This is a genomic window from Pseudomonas sp. GM21, assembly GCF_000282215.1.
GTDB lineage: Bacteria > Pseudomonadota > Gammaproteobacteria > Pseudomonadales > Pseudomonadaceae > Aquipseudomonas.
Map to the genome: position 1 here is coordinate 117028 of NZ_AKJS01000070.1, position 20539 is coordinate 137566.

The 20539-nt window shown below is 57.5% G+C and carries 13 protein-coding genes; 8 read left to right on the forward strand and 5 right to left on the reverse strand.

The features are described from left to right. Positions 1 to 85: 85 nt before the first annotated feature. On the reverse strand, positions 86 to 1468 hold the full coding sequence (locus tag PMI22_RS18820; protein WP_007944894.1) for a carbohydrate porin: 1383 nt from the start codon (positions 1466 to 1468) through the stop codon (positions 86 to 88). A 282-nt stretch (positions 1469 to 1750) separates the two neighbouring features. Here PMI22_RS18820 and PMI22_RS18815 point away from each other — a divergent pair, with 282 nt between their 5' ends. Both PMI22_RS18815 and PMI22_RS18810 read left to right on the forward strand, forming a co-directional pair. Beyond that, entirely contained in the window at positions 1751 to 1981 is a 231-nt protein-coding gene (locus PMI22_RS18815; RefSeq protein WP_007944895.1) for a VF530 family DNA-binding protein, read from the forward strand. A 2-nt stretch (positions 1982 to 1983) separates the two neighbouring features. Then, positions 1984 to 2640, forward strand: a complete 657-nt coding sequence (locus PMI22_RS18810; RefSeq protein WP_007944896.1) for a Pr6Pr family membrane protein — start codon at positions 1984 to 1986, stop codon at positions 2638 to 2640. Positions 2641 to 2736: 96 nt separating this feature from the next. Here PMI22_RS18810 and PMI22_RS18805 read toward each other — a convergent pair whose 3' ends face one another. Then, the gene (locus PMI22_RS18805; protein WP_007944897.1) at positions 2737 to 3522 is read right to left on the reverse strand and encodes a siderophore-interacting protein; all 786 of its coding nucleotides are present in this window, start codon (positions 3520 to 3522) and stop codon (positions 2737 to 2739) included. Continuing rightward, positions 3519 to 4097, reverse strand: coding sequence for a PadR family transcriptional regulator (locus PMI22_RS18800; RefSeq protein WP_007944899.1), 579 nt, complete (start codon positions 4095 to 4097; stop codon positions 3519 to 3521). The genes PMI22_RS18805 and PMI22_RS18800 overlap by 4 nt, the downstream gene beginning before the upstream one ends. Positions 4098 to 4603: 506 nt before the next feature. On the opposite strand from PMI22_RS18800, the gene PMI22_RS18795 reads away from it, so the two are divergent. From PMI22_RS18795 to PMI22_RS18770, 6 genes are all read left to right on the forward strand, one after another. After that, positions 4604 to 5092: a CS1 type fimbrial major subunit gene (locus PMI22_RS18795; protein WP_007944901.1), complete on the forward strand. Its 489-nt coding sequence runs from the start codon at positions 4604 to 4606 to the stop codon at positions 5090 to 5092. A gap of 109 nt (positions 5093 to 5201) precedes the next feature. Continuing rightward, positions 5202 to 7724 (forward strand): TcfC E-set like domain-containing protein, encoded by a 2523-nt coding sequence (locus PMI22_RS18790; protein ID WP_007944902.1) that lies wholly within the window; start codon positions 5202 to 5204, stop codon positions 7722 to 7724. Between the two features lie 40 nt (positions 7725 to 7764). Next, positions 7765 to 8505, forward strand: a complete 741-nt coding sequence (locus tag PMI22_RS18785; protein WP_007944903.1) for a hypothetical protein — start codon at positions 7765 to 7767, stop codon at positions 8503 to 8505. A gap of 4 nt (positions 8506 to 8509) precedes the next feature. Beyond that, positions 8510 to 9010 carry a CS1 type fimbrial major subunit gene (locus PMI22_RS18780; protein ID WP_007944904.1) on the forward strand — a complete coding sequence of 167 codons (501 nt, stop codon included), beginning with the start codon at positions 8510 to 8512 and terminating at the stop codon, positions 9008 to 9010. Between the two features lie 78 nt (positions 9011 to 9088). Next, positions 9089 to 10285 carry a hypothetical protein gene (locus PMI22_RS18775; RefSeq protein ID WP_238543922.1) on the forward strand — a complete coding sequence of 399 codons (1197 nt, stop codon included), beginning with the start codon at positions 9089 to 9091 and terminating at the stop codon, positions 10283 to 10285. 53 nt (positions 10286 to 10338) lie between these two features. Continuing rightward, entirely contained in the window at positions 10339 to 11592 is a 1254-nt protein-coding gene (locus PMI22_RS18770; RefSeq protein WP_007944908.1) for a hypothetical protein, read from the forward strand. Positions 11593 to 11637: 45 nt separating this feature from the next. Here PMI22_RS18770 and PMI22_RS18765 read toward each other — a convergent pair whose 3' ends face one another. Both PMI22_RS18765 and PMI22_RS18760 read right to left on the reverse strand, forming a co-directional pair. Beyond that, positions 11638 to 16722, reverse strand: a complete 5085-nt coding sequence (locus PMI22_RS18765) for an NEL-type E3 ubiquitin ligase domain-containing protein (RefSeq protein ID WP_007944909.1) — start codon at positions 16720 to 16722, stop codon at positions 11638 to 11640. A 166-nt stretch (positions 16723 to 16888) separates the two neighbouring features. After that, positions 16889 to 20017: a transglycosylase domain-containing protein gene (locus PMI22_RS18760; protein ID WP_007944910.1), complete on the reverse strand. Its 3129-nt coding sequence runs from the start codon at positions 20015 to 20017 to the stop codon at positions 16889 to 16891. Positions 20018 to 20539: the final 522 nt, after the last annotated feature.

The window sequence follows — 20539 nt, forward strand, 5'->3', positions numbered from 1 at the left end:
CGATGGCGGCTTAACATTCAACATTGATGTCGATTGATATATCGCTATCGCGAGCAGGCTCGCTCCCACAGGTTTTGTGTTTGCTTCAGAAAGACGAGGTGATCTTGATCCCGCCAATCAGTGCGTCATCGACCTGGTCCACGCCACCGGGGTGGCGGATGTATTGCAGGTTCGGGCGCACGGTCAGCCAGTTCGTCACGTGCACGCCGTAATAGAGTTCGGCGCTGTATTCGGTGTCTTGCGGCGGCAGGTACGACGGGTCGTCGTAGTCGTAAACGGCGTGCGCCTGATTGGTCGCTTCGGCGTTTTTTCGATAGGCCGGGTTGACGTGAACCCGGGCCAGGGCGAAGCCGATGTCGTCTTTGGCGCGCGCATCGAACCAGCCTTTGTAGACCACGCCGGCCTGGACGTAGTTGTCGATGGCGTTGGTCTTCTTGTCGTGCATCGTGGCGTTGGCAAACACGTTCAACCCACGGGAGTGATCGCTGGCGATGTTGGTCACTTGCTGCTGAATAACCAGCCACTCGCCGTGCTTGCTCGATGCACTGCGATACGCCTCGCCACTCAGCGCGGCAGGCTGGCCGTTGTTGTCCTTGTAGACATCGGTGGCGTTGGCGTTGCTGTAGTAATAGCCGACGCGGTATTCGCCCGGCAGGTCATTAACTTTCGGCGACCACACCAGTTCCACCGGCAAAATCGCGCCCTGGGTGCCGCTGCCGCTGAGCTTGAAGCCATTGTCGCGATCCAGGTTCGACGGGTTTTGCTCATAGGCGCCGACCTGCGCATACAACTGCGGTGTGAGGTGATATTTGACCCGCATCGCCCACTGGCTGACTGGCCAGTTGTACCAGATGCCACCGACCCAGTTACCGACCTGAGAGCCACAGAACGCCAGGTTCTGGAAGTCGCAGGGGAAGCTGTTGAAGTCTTCGCCTTCACCGAAGCGACCGACCTTGATGTCGAGTTGCTGATCGAAGAATTTCTGCTGATACCACATCTGCGTCAGGCGCCAGGTCTGTCCACGGCCCCACACTTCCTGGGCCGAGGTAAAGCCGCCCACACGCGGATCGTTGATGCGGTCGTTGCTGATGTTATTGCCATTGCGTTCGGTGATGGTCAGCTGAAATTCGGCATCGTCCCAATCGAGGATTTTCTGCAAGTCCAGGTGTGTGCCGAAGGCGAACTGGTCGCTGTAGCGCGCGGTGCGGTCGTGGTCGTAGCCACCGTGCAGATTGCTGCCCATTTCGCCGGTGTAATCGACATTGAAGTCGTAGCCTTTTTCCGCGAGTTCAGTACGTGTGCCGTTCCAGTCGCCGAGCATCCACGGTGACTCGCTATTGAAAGCGGGAGCCGCGTGGGTGCAGGTGGCGAGGCCCAGTGTGGCGAACCCACCGATCAGGGCCAGGAATTTTCGGCTGGCAACAGTCGTGCAGACAGCGCTGTCTCGCGAAGTTTGAAAGTAAGGCATAGAGAAGAAATTCGGGTCTTTTTCAGGAAATAAACGGATTGCAGCAGGCGTGAAGCAGTGTGCGGAAGCGTTTCAGCTTGGCGGGCGCAAGGATAATGTTCTGTTACAAATAGAGAAAGGGCTTTTACTGACATGGTTCATTTCAGATTCGGTAACAGTGCCGGGCGCCAGTCTTATCAAGGTCGCCTACAGTAAGAGATAGCGCACAGAGCGCTTCCACCCGATCACACCCTCGGCTAAGGTGCGCGGCTTCCCACTCCTTACATCGCTCGAAGGCCCTGCATGACCGAACAGAACAACAACCCACTGCACGGCGTGACGCTGGAACAGATCCTCAACGCCCTGGTTGAACATTACGAATGGTCGGGGCTGGCCGAACGCATTGATATCCGCTGCTTCAAGAGCGACCCGAGCATCAAGTCGAGCCTGACGTTCCTGCGTAAAACCCCGTGGGCCCGGGAAAAGGTCGAGCGCTTGTACGTCAAATTGATGCGCACCAAGCGACCGGTCTGAACATGCCGGGCTCGGCTGCGAGGCGTCGCTTTGTTGCCGTTGCGGCGCTGCTGGGCTGGTTCGGACTGGCCATTCAGCTGTACTTGATTCTCTATTCGCGCTGGAGCCTGGAAGCCAGTCTGATCGGTGGAGTGGTGAGCTTTTTCAGTTATTTCACGGTGCTGACCAACACGTTGGTGGCGACGGTATTGACCTGTGAGTGGACATCCCGCGAATCAGCGGCGCGACGCTTTTTTCTAAAACCGTGGGTCAGCAGCGCGATTGCCGTGAGCATCGCCGTGGTGGGGCTGGCATACAGCGTGTTGCTGCGACATCTATGGCATCCCCAAGGCTGGCAGTTTCTGGCTGACGAATTGATGCACGACGTTATGCCGCTGCTGTTTCTGGCGTATTGGTGGGTGTGTGTGCCCAAAGGCACGTTACGGGTACGTCACGTTGGCCTGTGGGTCATTTATCCACTGGTGTACTTCGCGTTTGTGTTGTGGCGCGGGCATGTGCTGGCGGTTTATCCCTACCCATTCATTGATGTGGAAAAGTTGGGTTATCCACAGGTGTTTGTTAATGCGGGGGGATTGTTGGCGGGGTTTATTCTCATTACTCTTGTGTTGATCGGGCTGGATCAGTGGCTTGGACGACGTGTAAATACTTCAGGTTTGTAGCGGCTGAGCTATCGCCATCGCGAGCAGGCTCGCTCCCACATTAGACCGCGATTAACTGTGGGAGTGAGCCTGCTCGCGAAGGGGCCTTGGGGCCTGTCACTCCTCTTCGCTGTCATCCAGCCGCCAGTAGCCGACGGCTTTGACGAACTGCTCATTCAGATTGTGCTCATCGAGCAATACCCGACGTATCTGCCGCGACACCTTGCTCTCGGTCGCTATCCACGCGTACAGATTGCCGCTCGGCACTTGCAGTTGCTTGACGGTGGTCAGCAGGTTGTCCTTGCCCCCTTCGCGCAGTACCCAGATAACATCGATCTGCGCAGCGCTTTCCAGAAGCTGCTGCTCGGCGCCGTTCTCCACTTCCACAATCACCAGCGCACGGCGATTCGCCGCGAGTCCTTCAAGCCGCCGGGCGATGGCGGGCAGGGCGGTTTCGTCGCCGATCAGCAGGTAGCTGTCGAACATGTCCGGCACGATCATCGAGCCGCGTGGTCCGCCGATGTGCAGGAACTGACCTGGCCTGGCTTGCTCGGCCCAGGTTGAGGCAGGGCCGTCGCCGTGCAACACGAAATCGATGTCCAGTTCCAGGGTGTCGAGGTCGTAGCGACGCGGTGTGTAATCGCGCATCGTCGGTATCGGCCCGTTGTCTTTGCCCGCGCCGAGCACCAAGGTTTCCAGCGCCGCTTGTTCCGCCGCGTTTTGCGGGAACAGCAGTTTGACGTGGTCGTCGGTGCCGAGGCTGACGAAACCGGCCAACTCCGGCCCGCCCAGTGTGATCCGGCGCATACGCGGCGTCAGATCAACTACTCGCAACACTTCCAGGCGCCGGCGTTTGATCTCATGCATGACTCGGTGGATGGATTGCACGATCACTTCAGTCATTCGGCTTTCTCCTGAAAAGGTTGAACGGCAGGGCCGTCGACAATGGCTTTTGCAGTGTTGTTGAGCAGGTCGCGGACCCGCAGGATTTCTTCCGGGCTCCAGCGCCCGTGATGCATCTGCAAGGCGTGACGCAAGTTGTGCACCGCCTCGTGGATCTCGGCCGGACGGTCATGACCGCGTAGCGAGCGCTTGCTGACTTCGATGCGCATTCGCACGCCGTCCAGCGCAATGGCTTGCTCGGTCAGCGACAGACGTCCGGCGTCGGTGACGCTGTAGCGTTTTTTGCCGCCCTCGGCGTCGCCCAGAATCATTTCACTTTCTTCAAGAAAGGTCAGGGTCGGGTAGATCACGCCAGGGCTGGGGCTGTACGCGCCGTCGAACATGCTTTCGATCTGGCGAATCAGGTCATAGCCATGGCAGGGCTGTTCGGCGATCAGTGCCAACAGCAGCAGTTTCAGGTCGCCGGGGGCGAACACCCGTGGTCCGCGTCCGCCGCGTTCACGGCCGGGGCTTGGGCGTTTTTCGAAGCCATCGCGGTTGTCGTTGTGCTCTCGATGGGAATGATGGTCTCTCATTTTGTGTCTTCTCTCGTCGTGTTTAGATACAACTTAAGATATATCTTAAGGCGAAAGCAAGGGAGCTGGACGAACGGTCGAGGGTCGAGGAGGGCCTGAAGGGAAGCAGCACGTGAGGATTGGACGGACAAGAATGTCACTCTTTTAGAGTAATAAAACTAACTCTGTAAGTTTCTATACTTATCATGGGGCTTTGAGTGTGTTAGTAGTATTGATCTTACGGAAAGTTGATGGTTTATCGTCTGTGTGTCTTTTTAGCTAGAACTGTGTGTAGTATTTGTCTGAGGGCTATACAGCCTAATTAGTGTTTTTCTGTCTTTTTTCCTGCTGTTAGAAAGTCATTGTTACTACATGTGCTTCGGAACTTACGTACTTACTTTCTCTGGCGATTGGCCGATCATTCTCTGGCGTTGAAAGTTAAGCGAATTCAGCATCGCCTCACTGTATGGTATTCGCTTGTTATAACTTTCCCGCGCCCAATCCTTTGAAAAGACAGGTACTCAATAATGTTCAAGAAGTTTGCAATCGCCGTTCCGATGACTCTCCTGACCCTCAGTTCTTCGCTGGCGTTCGCTGAGTATGACGCGAGCACGACCATCAATATCACCGCCACTATCCCAACCCAGGTATTCCACGCCCAACCGGTGAATCCTGACTTCGGTAAAGATGAAAAAATGGCCTACAACCTGGTGGCCGGCACCTTGGACCCGCTGCGTGCGACTTACGATATCCGCCACACTAACGGTTCGGTCAATGCTTATGTAGAAGGTGGTCCTCAACCTCTGTTCAACGGTAATAACAACATCGCGCTGACCTACTCCTTCAACGGCGTAACCTTGACCGGTGTGTCTCAAGAAGTGGTCGGCGATACCGAATCCAACGGCGGCATGCGAGCTGATCTGGTGGTTGCCGCTGCCAAGCCGACCGCCGCTCAGACGGGTGTTTACACGGCCAATCCAGTCGTGGTCTTCGATGCCATCCCGCGCGTCCAGTAATACGGTTATGAATTAAGGCTTGTCCTTATTCGTCAACGCCGACCGGTCGATAGGTAGTCACTGCCTGTCGATCGGGTTTTAACGCACTTATCTTCAGAGTATCCCGTTCATGTTCCCGATGACTCCCATCGCGACGGCGCTTGCCCTTTTTTTCTGCGCGACCGCGATCGCCGCGCCAGCGGATAACGGCACTACACCTCGAAGTCTGCTGGCGCAGGCCAAAGGGTTGCCGACCGAGTTCGAAGAGCACTTCTTTGACGTGCCATTGGCCGTGCGCGTGGAACTTGACCAACAATTTCTTGGTGAGGCGATGGTGGTGTTATCCCGCGACGATCGCATCACCCTGGTTGACTTCACTGACGTCAGTGACAGTATGATCAAGCCCGGCGAGCGCGACACTTGGTCGGCCTGGCTGAAACAAGGTGTGGCGCTGGGCGGTTGCGAGGCCAAGTGCCCCGAGCAGCTTCTGGCGGTGCATTACAGTCTGGAAAACTCGCTGCTGTCGATCGCCACGCAAAATGCCGAGCGTGACGAGCAAGCGCAGCATTACTACACGTTGCCCGAAGGGGGCAGCACCGGTTTGATCGTGCGCAACCAGTTGAACCTCAACGGTGGCCAGAACCAGGACCTCGGCGGCCGTTACGGGCTGGAAGCCAGCAGCAGCCTGGGTAACTGGACTCAAGCCGTCAACGTTCAGTTGTCACGACTGGGCGGCATCGATAACACGCTCTACCACTCCGTGAATGAGCTGTTCACCCAACGCGAACTTGAAGGCAACTTTCTGCGCCTGGGTCTTTTCACGCCCTCGTCCGAAGGCCTGACCCGCCAGCCGAATACCTTTGGCACCAGCCCCGACACGGCGCTGGGCGTGATGTATGGCAGTTCCGACAGTCTGGCCCTCAATAACCCGAAGGCGGCGGTTTATCCCATTTATGTCACCGCCAATCGCCAGGGGTCGGTGGAGATCTACCGCGACGGTTTGCTGATCAATACCCAGGCCGTGCCCGCCGGTTTGCAAACCCTCGACACGCGTCCGCTGCCGGGTGGCATCTATGAAGTGGAAGTGCGGCTGATCGAAGACGGCCAAATCACCTCAAGCACCCAGGAACTGATCTACAAGCCGAACAATTGGCGCAACCATGACGAACGCTGGCGCTACAACCTCTTCGCCGGCCGTGAATCCAAGGTGCTCAGCAACTGGGACGAACAGGACGATGGCGACATGACCGCTGGCGCCGCGTTCAACTACCTGCTGCATCCGCGGGTGATCCTCGGCCTGAGCGGCCGTCAGGTGCGCGACAACCTGCAATACGGCACGTCAGTCGACTGGTCGATCGTCAATAACGCCAGCCTGTATGCCAACGTCTACCAGACCGAAGACTACGGCACCGGTCTTGACGTGCAGGGGCTCTACTCCTATGGCAGCGGCAGCCTCGTCGCCAGCTATAACCGCAGCTGGCTCGACACCACAAAACTGTATGACACCCTGCCCGATGGCACGCGGGTGCGGCAGCCAAACGTGTTTGTCGGGCAAACCAGCAACTCTTCGCTGTCGATCAACCATCGATTGACCAGCAAAAGCTCGGTCAATGCGCGGGTATCCCACAGTGAGGGCAACACCAATGGCACGGGAGTGGATCTGGGATGGACCCAGCGCACCCGGCTGTTCGGCAGCGATGCCAACTGGCGACTGTCCCTGTTCGATCGGCCGGGCAGTATCAGTTCGGATGACGAACGCAACCGCGGTGTCGACCTGAGCGTCAACATTGCCTTGGGCGGCCCCGGTGAACAGCTCTCCGGCAGCATCGGCTCACGCACTGCGCGCGAGGGCGGTCGGGATAATAACGCTTCGATCTCCTACCGCAAAGACCTGCAGGATCACCTGCTGCAAAATGTCTCGGCCACGGTCCTCACCGACACCTACGGCGTGGGGTTGAACGCGATGGGGACGATGCAAACGGACCTGGTCAACGGCGACGGATTTGTCCAGCGCTCGTCCTTCAACAACGACTTCACCGGTGGCCTGAACCTGGACAGCACCGTGGCCGTCGGCGGCCAGAAAATGGTCGTGACCAGCCAGTACCACCGCAACGGTGCGGGCATGATTATCGATGTCGAATCGGACATCACCGACATCGCCTTGCGCGCCGACGATTTGAGCGGCAGCAGCACGGTACTCAAACCCGGGCGCAATTTTGTGCCGATCACCGCCTACAAAAGCAGTTCGGTCAGTTTCGATTTCGAGGGCAACCATGTGCCTGCCGCGACCATTCAGCCGGCCCGTTCCAGTTATCACCTGAACAAGGGCGGTGTGGGCTATCGCCAGATCAAGGTCATGCGAACCCTCACCGTACTCGGTCGTTTGATCGACCCTCAAGGCAACCCGCTCAAGGGCCACCACATCATCAACCACGCCAGTCGCGGCGTGAGTGAAGTGGACGGCTTTTTCTCGATGGAAATGAACGCCGGCTCACCGACCCTGGAAGTGCGCCACGGTGATCAATTGCTGTGTCAATTCCGCCTCGACCCGAGCAATGGCCGCACGGAAAACAACGTGCTGATGATCGGTGATTTGCGCTGCACGCCGGACACCTTGGCGGATGCAAGTTTTGTGGCTCGAACGGCGGGTTGATGGCCCGGCAGAACGTGATTAATCAACGAGGTAAAGGACGATGAAACGTCTGTTGGCAGTATTTGGTTTTTGTTTGATTACCCAGGCAGTGCAGGCAACACCGAGCATCAATATCGGCACGGTGTACGACTATCTGGACGGTGACAAAAGTACCTTTTTGAAACGGGTTTTCAATGGCGGCGACAGCACGGCATTCGTGAAGGTCAACATTCTCGAAATCCTTTATGACGCCGACGGCAAATCGCAGGAAGTGCCGCTCAAGACCAGCACGGATGGCAGCGCCCGTGATGGCTTGATGGCCAGCCCGGCTCGACTGATCGTCCCGGCCAACGGCATGCAGGGCACGCGATTGTTGTTCATGGGCGAGCGCGACAAAGAGCGCTATTTCCGCGTGCGTTTTGTACCGGTGGTGCCCGAGAAAGAAGATGAGTTCGCCGTCTCCAGCGAAGAGCGTGACGACTACAAGAAAACCCTCTCCGCCGGGGTCAATGTACTGGCGGGTTACGGCGCGGTTTTTTTCGTACGACCCAAGCAGGCACGCTTTGACAGCGCGATCGAAAACGGCGCGGGCACTTACCGGATCCGCAACAACGGCAACACGGTCGTGGTGATCGATGAGTTCAAGGATTGCTCGGTTAAAAGCGAGCAGGACTGCCAGCCGACCACCAAGCATCACATTCTCGCCGGTCGTACGTTTACCTTCGAAAAACAGGCCGGACGCCAGTACCAGTTCACACTGGTGGAAGGTGCAAGCAGCAAAAAACTCGACGTGAAGGGTTGATGCCATGACCAGGAAACTGATCTTAGGGTTGTTGGTGGTTGCTGCTTCGTATGCGAGTCATCCGGCCTTTGCCGCCAGGGAAGTGCATCAGTTCGAAGTGTTCGTGACGATCCCGACCCAGGCGTTCTACGTGATTCCCTCCGACCCGACCTGGATCCATCGTGAGCAGCAATTGCCCTGGAACCTGACCGCGTCGACGCTCGGCGGCTTGCGCAAGTATTTCGACGTCAAGAACGAAGCGGGCTCGATCAAGGCAAGGCTTGAAGGCCGACCGTATCTGTCCAACGGCACTCCGGCCGATGACATTGGTTTGCGTGTGCTGTTCAACGGCACGTTATTGAGTGAACTCGAGGACAGCGAAGTAGTGTCCCTGACCGACGCCGCCCCCGGCAAACGTGTCTTGCTGGAAATCGTCCCGATGCCGCCGGCCGATGGGGTTTACAAGCCCGGCAATTACTTTGGCAACGTCAATATGATCTTCAACGCGGTCATGCCAGGTGCTTGATAGCGATTCTACGAGGCTAAAGGGATGAAGCGTTTTCACAGGTTACGCCGGTGTGCCGGTGCGATGGTTTTGTGTTCGATGTGGCTGCCAACGGTCGGGGCGGAGGAGGTGTCGATTCAGGCCTCGTTCAAGCCGGATTCGGCGAATCCGCAGCGCAATAAATTCACCAATGACACACCGTCCAGTGGTTACTGCGTCAAATACCCCGAGCAGTGCCTCGCCAACGAGATGTTTAGCCTGCAAGTGCCGATTCAGTTCTATTCCAATGGACCCATTGCCGCTAATCATGGGAATCCACGTCAGGGCGCCATGCTGAAAGTCCCGGCGCAGTGGCGAGAATTGACCGTCACCCATGAAGCGACCGGAGAACCGGAGACGGTCAAGGTTCGTATCGCAGGTATTGGCTCGCGCTATGTCACTGAAGACGTGATCAGTCTGGTGGGTGGTGGGGATGACTACAGGATTGCTCATAATCAACTTTGGGGGGTTAGCTGGGTTCATGCACCGTCTCCCTGTCTCTACAGCGGCGTGGGGTTTTACACGGCCAATTATTATGGTTTTTTCTGGAAAACCCCGACCGAAGGCTCATGTGAAAAGCAGGCAAAGTTCAATGTGCCGTGGCTGCGTTATGACTATCTCGACTTTGCTTATGAACTGGTTACTCCCAACCCGTTGGGTATGTCTTCGGGCAAATACCTGGGGGCTCTGACATACACCCTCGGTCCTCACGGCGATTTCGACATGGGCGACATCATGCAGCCCACCAGCTCGACGCTGACCTTGAACTTCGCCCTGGACGTTCAGCACACCCTCAAAGTTGATATTCCACCGGGGGGCAACCGCGTGGAGCTGGTGCCGCAAGGCGGCTGGCAGTCGTGGTTGACGCAAGGGCGCAAACCGACACGGCTGTTCCGCGACCAGACGTTCAATCTTTCCGCCAGTTCACGTTTCAAAATGCAGCTCGAATGCCAGTACACACAGGATGGACAGCATTGTTCCCTGCGAGAACCCGTCAGCGGTCACGCTGTTCCCCTGAATGTCAGCGTCAGCCTTCCCCATGGGTTGAGCGATGCCAGTGGGAAACCGGTCAGTCGTTTACCGCTGCGGATTGACGGCAGTGGTACGGAACTGTTTCAACCGGGCGTTTATGTGGATCGCAAACCGGGAACGCTGCATTTCGAAATTCCCGCCGCTGAAGTCGGCGAAATGATTCGTCCAGGTGTGACTCGCCAATACTCGGGCAACGTGACAGTGATCTGGGATTCGGATGTTTAGCGGCTCCGTGAACGCAGCCCGGTGCTTGATATCGATTTTAGGAGGCTAAAGGGATGAAGCGTTTTCAAGTGTTCCGGCAATGTGTAGGCGCGACTTTTTTATTGTCGGTGTGGCCGTCATCAGCCTGGGCAGAGGAGGTGTCGATTCAGGCCTCGTTCAAGCCGGATTCGGCGAACCCGCAGCGCAATAAATTCACTAACGACACGCCGTCCAGTGGTTACTGCGCCACGTACCCTCAGCAGTGTGTCGACAACGAAATGTTCAGCCTGCGGGTGCCGATCCAGTTCGATTCCAGCGGGCCGATCACGGCCAATCACGCTGATCCGCGCAAGGGCGCGTGGATCAAGGTCCCGGCGCAGTGGCGAGAGCTGACCGTATTCCATGAAACCACGGGTAAACCGGAGTCCGTAAAGGTTCGCATTGCCGGCATAGGTTCCAGATATGTGACGGACGACGTGATCGGTCTGGTGGGCGGCGGGGATGATTATCGGCTCGCTCACAATCAACTGTGGGGCAGCAGTTGGGTGAACGCACCGGCACCTTGTCTGTACAGCGGCGTCGGTTTCTATGCGCCACAGACCTACGGTTTTTTCTGGAAAACCCCTGTGGAGGGTTCATGTGTAAAACAGGCAAAGTTCGATGTGCCGTGGATGCAATATCAGTATCTGGATTTTGCCTATGAGCTCGTCACACCCAACCCATTGGGCATGTCGTCGGGAAAATATGTCGGCGATTTGACCTATTACCTCGGTCCCAACAGAGACTTCGACATGGGCGACATCATGCTGCCCAGCAGTCCGACCCTGACCTTGAATTTCACGCTGGACGTGCAGCACACCCTCAAAGTGGATATCCCACCAGGGGGCAACCGTGTGGAGCTGGTGCCGCAAGGCGGTTGGCAGTCGTGGTTGACGCAAGGGCGAAAACCGACCCGCCTGTTCCGCGACCAGACGTTCAATATCTCCGCCAGTTCACGCTTCAAAATGCAGCTCGAATGCCTATACACGCAGGATGGGCAAAATTGCGCTTTGCGAGAGTCTGTGACCGGTCACAACGTCCCCCTGAAGGTCAGCGTCAGCCTGCCCCATGGCTTGAACGATGCCAATGAGCAACCGGTCAATCGTCGGCCGTTACGGCTTGACGGCAGTGGCACGGAGTTGTTTCAACCGGGGATTTATGTGGATCGCAAACCCGGAACGCTGCACTTTGAGATAACCCGGGACCACGTCGAGGAGATGCTCAAACCGAATGTTGCCCGAAGTTACTCGGGCAACATCACGGTCATTTGGGATTCGGAGGTGGGCTGATGCCAGTCCCTCAATGCGCGCGGCGAGACTGGCATCGACATGCATCTATTTCGACGGATCGGCCTTTTGCAATGCTTCACGGGTCAAGCGTCTGCTTAACGCCTTTTCGTCATAGCCGATCTCGTTGAGCAACCGCTCATACACGGCATCGGTCATCTCGGCACCGGTAAGCACCACGCTGTGGGGCACGGGCAGTTGATCGGCGAGATCCTGCAACTGCCGTCGCAACGGAGCGCGCCGCACTTCAGGCCATCGGGCGGAATGTACCCAGGTACGTTGCGCATCGCGCAACTGATCCAGTAGCTCGGGTTTGCCCCGGTAGATTCGAGCGTTACGGCTGTAGGCGTCGGGATAGGCCTCGCGCAGGTACTTTTCCCAGAAGGGTTGTTCGATCATTTCATTGACCAGCCCGTCGCCGACCTCCATGGAGATCACGGTGTCAAACGCCGTATCGAGGGTTCTGGCGCTCACACCAGCCGTGGGTTCGTAGAGCATCGTATTGGATTGCCATGGCAGGCCCAGGCGGTAGGCCAGGCCGGTTTCGTAGGCCAGGTACACCTCGACTTCATCGGGATTGCCCGTTCGGCTGCGGACATCGGCACCGGCGATGTCATCCACCCGCGCCAGGCGCGCGGCTCCTTTTGCCAGGGTCACCAGCCTGCTCTCCAGAATCGCGGCCGAAGTCGAGAGGGCATAGGCTTCGGTGGTCAGCACCTTGATCCCCATGTTATTGAACAACTGGGCACCGGCATCGGCGCAGGTGGTGGGGGCGGAGGTCATCTCAAACAGCTCGGTGCGCAATTCGGCGTCCAGGTCCATGGCCTCGATCATGCGCCAGACGCGCCCGCTGAGTTGTTCACGCAACGCTCCACCGGCGCGGTAGTCGGCCGATTGCTTGAGTTTCTCGATCAATGCGAAGAAGTCTTTGGAGCCTGGCTCGCTCATCAAGTCGTGCCAGGCTTCTTCCTTGAACGTGCCCAATCCGGCGACGACCTTAGTCCACCAACGGGAATCATCCGACATCGGCCAGGCATTGATCGCATGCTCGGCGGCACGGAGGTAGATATGCCCGCGGCTCAAGCCCACCGACTTTCGGTACTCCTCAAAAGCGACGCGGTTTACATCGGAGAGCTGCTTGGCGAACAAACGCGTGCGGGCCACGATGCGTGCATCTTCGGAGCCCGGCACCACGGTCGGCAATTCAGTGAGCGGGTTCTCCATCAGGTCGAGGAAAAACCCCCGTGGGCGGCGTTTCTCGAACAGACCATCAGGCCAGCGCGTCACCCCGGTGTTGCTCAAACTGAGGAGCATCAGGTTGGGCATACGCTCGACATTGGGCAGCAGGCCCAGTTCCGGGTTTTCATCGAGCCTGAGTGTTTCCATGCGGGTCAGGTTTCTCAGGATCTCGACGGCGTCGGGTGTCAGGGTGATGTGGTTGTCCGTCAGGCGCAGGGTGCGCAGAAAGTGCATCTTGTCGATGCCGGCTGGCAAGTGGGCCAGCCGGCAGTCCCTGGCACTGAGCTGCTCCAACTGAGGGAAGTCTTCCAGCAGGCTGCCGGCTCTGGGGTTGAAGGTTGCCCGGTCCAGCGTCAGTGTGGTGACTTGATCCAGCAGGTGCTGGATATCGGGCAACTTGTCCCACCACTGATCGAGGTTGATGACTTTGAGCTCCGCCGACAGATCCAGTGCGTATCCACCTTCGAGGCTGGCGCTGCGCTCACCGAAGACTATCGATCTTCGTTCAAAACACTGCAACAGTCGGTCGGCGATGAAGCTACCGCCGTTTTGCATGTAGTCAGTAAATTCGGGATTACTCACGCCCTCAAACGGGTCGCTATAGGACAGTGGCATCCATCTATCCAGGGTCTGTCGCAGCCTCTTTAGCTCGTTCTCCAGCGCGCTCATGACCTCGAACGGCTCCTCTTTGGCATTCAAGGATCGAGCGAAGGTTTCCACTTCGCGTTTATTCAGGTTGGGGTAGAGATTGCTTACCCGGTCTTCCAGCGTCGCGGCGGGTTTGGAAAACAGTGGGCCACGCAGCAGGGTGATCGTTTCCGGGGGCAGGACGGGCACGTTCGGTGGCTCGGCGAGCAGTGTCCTGCGCACGCTGGGCATTTCGGTCTTGGCCATGATCCATTGCTTGAAGAAAAGGCCTTGTCCGGGCCGGTAACCCAGTGCCTGTCGCCTGTTCGTGGGCATGGCGTGGAGTACCGACTCCATAAAATCCTCGGCTTCATGCAGTTTATTGTTGGCGCCGTCACGCACTTCGTATTGGCCGGATTCCTCGCGGATCAGCAGTCGCACGGTCGTCGCGTCATCGGCGCCGACGCTGCATCGCAGTAATCCGTCGAAGGCTCCTTCGCGCACTTCAATGCGCAGTTCGGCGAAGGTGTCGCTGTGCAGCCGCAAGGTGTTGAGCACCAGCCTTTCGGTATCCGCCCCCCACTGCGCGTCAGCATAAAAGCCCTCATAGGCGTGACTGAGCCGTGCTTCGAAGGCGGCTTCGCGGGCCAGGGTTTTCAAGCGCAGCGGCGGGCGCTGTTCTTTTGACAGGCGCTCCAGTTCAGCGCCACGGGCCCCGGTCAGCAGTGTTTCGGCCGTGCGGGCCGTCAGCTCCGGTACTGTTTGACGGAGCACACCGATACGTGGGTCGTCCGAGGTTTGCCCGGCCTGGTAGAGATAAGTGAAGATGTCTGTCCTGATCTCGCCGGCTTCATCACCCAGTCGATTACGCAGGGCCTGCACGCGATCACCCTTGGCGACCTGCGGGCCGAGCAACGCTTCCAGCTCGGCCTCGCTCAAGAAGTCGACAACGCTTTGCGCCAGTTGACCGCTCATGACAGGAGTGAGACTGGTGGCGAGGGTCTGTTCGTCAGTGGCCTGGCCGTTGCCATACTGGTGAAAGGGCCCGGTCAGGTCGGTGTTCTGGTAAACCTTCAGCGCTTTCTCTGCGGGCCAGCCGTCCAGATAGGTCACCAGAGACTCGAACCAGTAAGCGTTCGGTTCGAGGGGCTGCCCGGCACGGATTTGCTCGATCGTTGTGTCGATCTGTCGGTCAATCTTCAAACGCTGCAGGCTGTCGGCAAGCAGCGGCGGTGGTGGTGCATTGTCGATGTACATCCGGCGCAGCGCATCGTCGTCGGTGCCGCTGGCGATGCGCACTCGCTCAAGTGCTGCATCGCTGAAACCATCCACGTCATGGCCGAGGCGGCGCATCAATGTCGGGCCTTCCCAGTCCTGCGGGGTTTCGCCTTCATGGGTCCAGGCACCCAGGCCATTGGTCTTCAATTCGGGTAAATAGGCATTGGCGCGCTGAGGATGCTTGATGCGGTAGCGACCCTGCTCTACCTGGTGTTGCACGGCGTAGTGTTTGCCCTCCAGTGGCAACACACTTTGCCCCTTGTGCGAATGCAGGCCGCGATCATCAGGTTGTGAACCGTCCGGCAACGTGAGTCCGGGCTGTTCGTAGGGTGTGAGATCGGGATGCCATAGCCGGGACTGACCGTTGGGCAACCTCACCGGTTTCATGCCTTCGATCAAGGGCGAAAGCCTCAGGCGCGCGAATTTGCCAAGCTCCGCACCTGCCGCAATAGCCGCCAGTTGAATGATGTTCGTCACCACCTCGACCATGTGTTCGGCGGCTTCGGTCCATAACCCTTCGGCCATGTCGACGATGGATTCGACCACGTCACTGGTGATCTGGTAGGCGGTGTAGACCATCATCAACTCACCCAGGAAGGGCACGAACGGGGTGATGACAATCAGCGCGACGTTGAAGATGTCCGAAACGATTTTCTTGAAGTTGTCCCACCAGGCCCAGCGGGCATTGCTGTCGGCATCGGCGGTGGACACGGCGATGTGTCTGGCGTCGTTGAGAATCTTGTTCAGTTTCTGCTGATAGAGATGCGTCCACAGACCGCCGTTGATCAACTCGGTACGAAAATGCAGTCGGGGGTGAGACACCGGTTCCTCGCGCCATGGCGGTCGCTGATCCAGTGGCTCTTTTTTGTGCCAGCGCACCTCGGTCAGGTTCTGCTGGAGTTCGGCGAAAAACAGCCCGCGTTGCTGATGAGGGACGAACTGACTGAAGTATTGGCGGTAGGTCATGCCGCTAGATCTGATCAGCTTGTTTTCCCGCAGTTGGCGCGTCAGTTCGTTGAGAAAGTCGGGAAGCGAGGGGTACGACTTCAGAGGATGTTCGGGGTCCTGCGGGACATAGGCAATCACCTGTTCGGTCTGCCATGTCCGATCCAGATCGGGGGCGATCAGGACGATGCCGGTCAGCGCCGTGTCCAGCATCGACAGTTCGTGAAAGCGCAGGTGCTTGCCTTTGAGTTTGAGGTTGCGTTCGCCCTCAAGCATCGCCAGCACGACGTCACGGGTGTAAGGCCCGATGTCGCCGGTCACCACTGCCAGCTGCGCCGCCGCTACGAATGCTGCTTTCTGACTTCTGACGACTTTTTTCTTCAAGAGCGTTTTGGCAACGGCATCGTCGGGCAACAACATGCTTTGCAGATATTGGTTGTATCGGGCGCCGATATCCAGTTCGCGACACAACGTCTGGAACTGAGCGATGGACATCTTGCGTTTGATCGGTTTGATGTCGAACAGCCCACGTTCATCGGGTTGGCTGATGAAATCCGAATCGGCTTCGCAGGTTTCAGAGCGTGCAAAGTTGTGCAGCGCGGCGTCCAGCAGAGAAACTGTTCGGGTGACTACACCTTTTGAAATATCGATGGCATACCAGGGCTGTTGCTTGGGTAAATAAAGATGCAGGAATGTTGTTTTGACGTCGTCCTCGACACCATAGTGTTGCTTGAGTGCGGCACTCAATAAGGGTTCGGCAAATTCATAAACATTCTGCAACTTGTTGAACAGCTGGTCGATGCTGTTGTGTTCGGTCCACAGTTTCAGATTGGCATCTTGTAACTGGCTGTGATCGTGCTGTGAGGCGGTTGTTATCCAAGTCGCGGGGCTTATTCGCGCGGAACTTAGTTCCCTGGCTCTTTTTAGTGATGAGCTTTTGAACACGAGAGGGATGCGGCTCTTGATAAACACGTAGTGACGGCCATTGTCGCCAAGTGTGTCCGGCTCTTGATCTGCGGTTATACGTCCTTGTAAGTCAGACATTGTTCTAATAAACCTTGAGCGCTGATAGGAGCTTCCAGCCTACCTTTCATCGCTCAAAGTTAAAGTTTGAATAACTGCTGTTAAGTCAGAGTTCGTCCTTGAAAAAACATTGAAATTATCAATATCGAAAATAATTATGTACCACCTATGCACACGACCGGTTCTGCTAACGCCGCACCACTTCAATCGGCAAGCAACCGGTGTTTCCGGTGGGTTGCAGGTACGGCGTCAGGATCGGCGCCATGCCCTTGAGCACTTGCACCGGCAGCGCTGAAGTGAACGTGAACATTTCGGCGGAGCGACCCGGCACGAAGGCGGTGAGGGTGCCGAAATGGTGATCGCCGATGAAGAACACGAACGTCGCCGTACGATTGAGGGATTTCGAGCTGATGACCCGTCCACCGGAACCGATGGCTGAAATGCGGTTGTCGCCGGTGCCGGTCTTGCCGCCCATGGCCAGCGGCTTGCCATCGGGGAGGGTGAAGCTGCCTGAAACACGTCTCGCCGTACCTGCATCCACCACTTGCGACAAGGCTTCGCGCATGGCCGTGGCGACTTCGGATGGCATCACCCGCTTGCCCACTTCCGGATCATTGATCAACTTGGTTTCGTACGGTGTGTCCGCCGCGAAATGCAGCGTGTCGATGCGCAGTGTCGGCATGCGCACGCCATCGTTGAGAATGGTGCCGATCAACTCGCCTAGCGCCGCCGGACGGTCGCCGGAGCTGCCGAGAGCGGTGGCCAGCGACGGCACCAGGTGATCAAACGGGTAGCCGACTTGCTGCCAGCGCTGGTGAATGTCGAGGAACGCTTCGATCTCGAGCATTGTGCGAATGCGGCTGTCACGGGCGCCCTTGTGACGGCTTTTGAACAGCCAGCTATAGACTTCCTGGCGTTCGAAATGGCTGGCCTTGACGATCTGGCTCCACTTGGCGTCAGGGTTATTCAACAGGTAGCCCATCAGCCACAGGTCCAGTGGGTGAACCTTGGCGATGAAGCCCTGATCCGGCAGGTCGTAGGCACCGGGGCTGTAGTTTTCGTACAACCGTTTAAGGCGTTCGTCGGTGAGTTTTTCGTTAGGTTTTCCGGTGGGCTTGGGGCCTTTGAGATGCGAACGCACAAAGGTATTGAAGCTTTCCTGACTGGCCTGCGGCAGCAAATAACGGTGAATTGCCGCCAAGCGAATCGGCGTCGGGCGCGTGCTGTCGAGGAAGGTGTCGAGCCGCGCCTGAGTGTCCTTGTTTTTGTACTTTTTCCAGAACTTCAGCAGGAACGAGGTGCCTTCGCGATCGGCGAAATTGGCCAGGTATTCCTGACGTCGAGGGTCGCGGTCGTCCTTGAGCAGTTCGGCGCTGCTGTTGGGGCCGGAATACGTGGTGTAACGCACAAGGTCGCGCATCAACCGAACGAACGGCAGGTTGATGGATTCGCGCAGGGCATCGCGCAAGGTCGGTATGCGAGCGTTGTCTTCCTTGCGAAAGTTATGAAACACGTGCAACCCGCCACCGGTGAAAAACGCTTCGCCGGGGCTGGCCGAGTATTTGCGATCCAGGGCTGCGGCGAGCATGGCCGGCAGGTTGTGGTCTTTGTTCTCGATCAGGTAATCGACGGCCCAGCGGCTCAGGCGGTCCTGGTCAGGGACGTCGAGTTTTTTCAGTTCAGGGACTGTCATCCCGGCATATTTATCGTGCAATTCGGCGATGATTTGCAGGTAGGTGGTGAGCACGCGCATTTTTGCCGTGGAACCCAATTCCAGCTTGCTGCCTTCGTTGATGTCGAACGGCTGGTCGGTGCTGTCAGTCTGAATCCGCACGCGCGCGCCATCCGGTGTCAGTTCAAACAGGGTGAAGCTGTAGCGCACCTGGGTGGTGCTGGTGGGGGTGAGCAGGCGTTCGCCCATCAAACCGATCTGCGTGGCAAACTCCGGATCGGCCAGATGCTTGAGGTACTCGGTGGCCTTGGATTGCAGGTCGCCTTGCAGGGTGCTGGTGGCGGACAGATCGAGGCGATCAAGGTCGTATAGCGGACGATTGAGCAACCCGCCCAGGCGGCTGCGCGCCACGCTGATGCCTTTGTTGGTTTCGATCGGTTGAATGGTTGGCTGGGTCTGCCAGTCGCGATAAGCGACGGTGCTGGCCAGCGCTGCCGCCGCGAATGGCGCATCGATCACGTTGTTCTGTGCCAGCAGCCGAATGTGGCTGTCGGTGAGGTCCGCCAGTTCATCACGGCCCTTGGTCAGGTAATGAGAAGGGCGGCGCTGCGCAATCATCAACGAGAGCATTTCACGCAGGGCCAAGCCCTTCGCGGCCATGGTCTTTGGATCCGTGGCGGTGCTGGCCAGTGTTTCGTTGGCCTTGTTGAAGTCGGCGCCGTACCAGACGCGCAACCCCTCTGCCATGCCATGCACTTCACCGTGGCCCGGCACGGCTGACAGCGGCACGCTGTTGAGGTAGTCGCGAACCACATTTTGCCGCGCCTCAAGGGTTTGCGGACCGGCCTGATACGCACGCACGGTGGCGGAAATCATCTGCCGGATTTTTTCCGCACCCGAGACAGTCAGGCCATCGGGCGAATGCCGGTACTTTTCAAGCTGAGTCGCCAGGGTACTGCCGCCCGCCGACTGGCCCGGCAGGTGAATCATTTTAGCCACCTGAGACCATGCGGCCATGCCGAAGCGCGGCCAGTCCACGGCGGGGTTCGCCAAGGGTTGTTTGGGGTCGAGCAGAAAGCGGTTCTCGATGAACAACAGGCTGTTGACCACCACCGGTGGAATCGATTCGAAGCTCGAATACAGCTGTTGTGGATATTTGAACTGGTACAGCGGTAATGCGCGGCAATCAGTGATCGACAGGCCAGCCTGGATTTTCTCCGAGTAAGGTACGAAAAGACCTTTGGCGCTGTAGTCCATCAGTTTTTCGGAGAAGCGGGTTTGGGCTGAAATTACATAGTCGCGCTTGAGTAACCGCGGCAGGAACTCGTTCAGTGAGCTGTAGCCCAGTCGCAAATCGAAAGGCCCGGCGCCAGGGTAACGAATGGCGTCGCTGGGACCCGGTTCCAGGGTGTAATTCAGAGACGCGGCGAACTTGCTGACTTCCCGCGCCTGAAACTTCGAGGTGCGCATTTCCTTGGCAGCAGCCAGTCCCACAACGATCACGATGATGAGCAACAGCAACCAAAACGCCTTCCAGCCGTGTTTGACACGGCTGCTACGTGGTTTTTCAGGTGATGGCGCTTCATCCACAGGTTCAGTCGGGACCACAGTTTTACTCGTATCGGTTTGCCACAAAGCGCCCATAGTCGATTGATCCATTTACGCAGATTTATCGGACTTGAGTGAAGCTTAGTCGGTGGTTGGCGATGGTGAAAAAATTGTGGGCATGGTTGTCGCCTATTTTTTCTGCCCCACACAAATCCTTGTAGCAGCTGCCGAAGGCTGCGTCCGGCTGCGAAGCAGTCGCCAATCCTGCAATCCCGATTTTTCCGGCAGGCCGCGGTGTCTGTTTTACGACTGCTTCGCAGCCGGACGCAGCCTTCGGCAGCTGCTACGGGGGAGGGAGGTGTGGTCGGTTAAGAAGCTTGATCTAGAGCTGTCTAGCGGTAAATAAGGTCCCTGCAAGTGCATGACGGTGCACCAATGCTGTGCAATACTCGGCGCCGTTTTCTGTAACGGGTGAAATCACTTTCAGCCAGTTAAAGTCTCTCCGTAAATCGCGCTTTTGCCCAGAGTTGTGGCTGCAATTTGTTATTTATAGAGTGAAAACGCCTGCTCAATGCTTTTTATACTGCACGACCCGCTGATCCTGGAGGTTTTGTCCTA

What these genes read in the sequence shown, in the direction of transcription:
- PMI22_RS18820 (WP_007944894.1), bottom strand. Translation starts at nt 1,468, where the DNA reads ATGCCTTACTTTCAAACTTCGCGAGACAGCGCTGTCTGCACGACTGTT.
- PMI22_RS18815 (WP_007944895.1), top strand. Translation starts at nt 1,751, where the DNA reads ATGACCGAACAGAACAACAACCCACTGCACGGCGTGACGCTGGAACAG.
- PMI22_RS18810 (WP_007944896.1), top strand. Translation starts at nt 1,984, where the DNA reads ATGCCGGGCTCGGCTGCGAGGCGTCGCTTTGTTGCCGTTGCGGCGCTG.
- PMI22_RS18805 (WP_007944897.1), bottom strand. Translation starts at nt 3,522, where the DNA reads ATGACTGAAGTGATCGTGCAATCCATCCACCGAGTCATGCATGAGATC.
- PMI22_RS18800 (WP_007944899.1), bottom strand. Translation starts at nt 4,097, where the DNA reads ATGAGAGACCATCATTCCCATCGAGAGCACAACGACAACCGCGATGGC.
- PMI22_RS18795 (WP_007944901.1), top strand. Translation starts at nt 4,604, where the DNA reads ATGTTCAAGAAGTTTGCAATCGCCGTTCCGATGACTCTCCTGACCCTC.
- PMI22_RS18790 (WP_007944902.1), top strand. Translation starts at nt 5,202, where the DNA reads ATGTTCCCGATGACTCCCATCGCGACGGCGCTTGCCCTTTTTTTCTGC.
- PMI22_RS18785 (WP_007944903.1), top strand. Translation starts at nt 7,765, where the DNA reads ATGAAACGTCTGTTGGCAGTATTTGGTTTTTGTTTGATTACCCAGGCA.
- PMI22_RS18780 (WP_007944904.1), top strand. Translation starts at nt 8,510, where the DNA reads ATGACCAGGAAACTGATCTTAGGGTTGTTGGTGGTTGCTGCTTCGTAT.
- PMI22_RS18775 (WP_238543922.1), top strand. Translation starts at nt 9,089, where the DNA reads ATGTGGCTGCCAACGGTCGGGGCGGAGGAGGTGTCGATTCAGGCCTCG.
- PMI22_RS18770 (WP_007944908.1), top strand. Translation starts at nt 10,339, where the DNA reads ATGAAGCGTTTTCAAGTGTTCCGGCAATGTGTAGGCGCGACTTTTTTA.
- PMI22_RS18765 (WP_007944909.1), bottom strand. Translation starts at nt 16,722, where the DNA reads ATGTCTGACTTACAAGGACGTATAACCGCAGATCAAGAGCCGGACACA.
- PMI22_RS18760 (WP_007944910.1), bottom strand. Translation starts at nt 20,017, where the DNA reads ATGGGCGCTTTGTGGCAAACCGATACGAGTAAAACTGTGGTCCCGACT.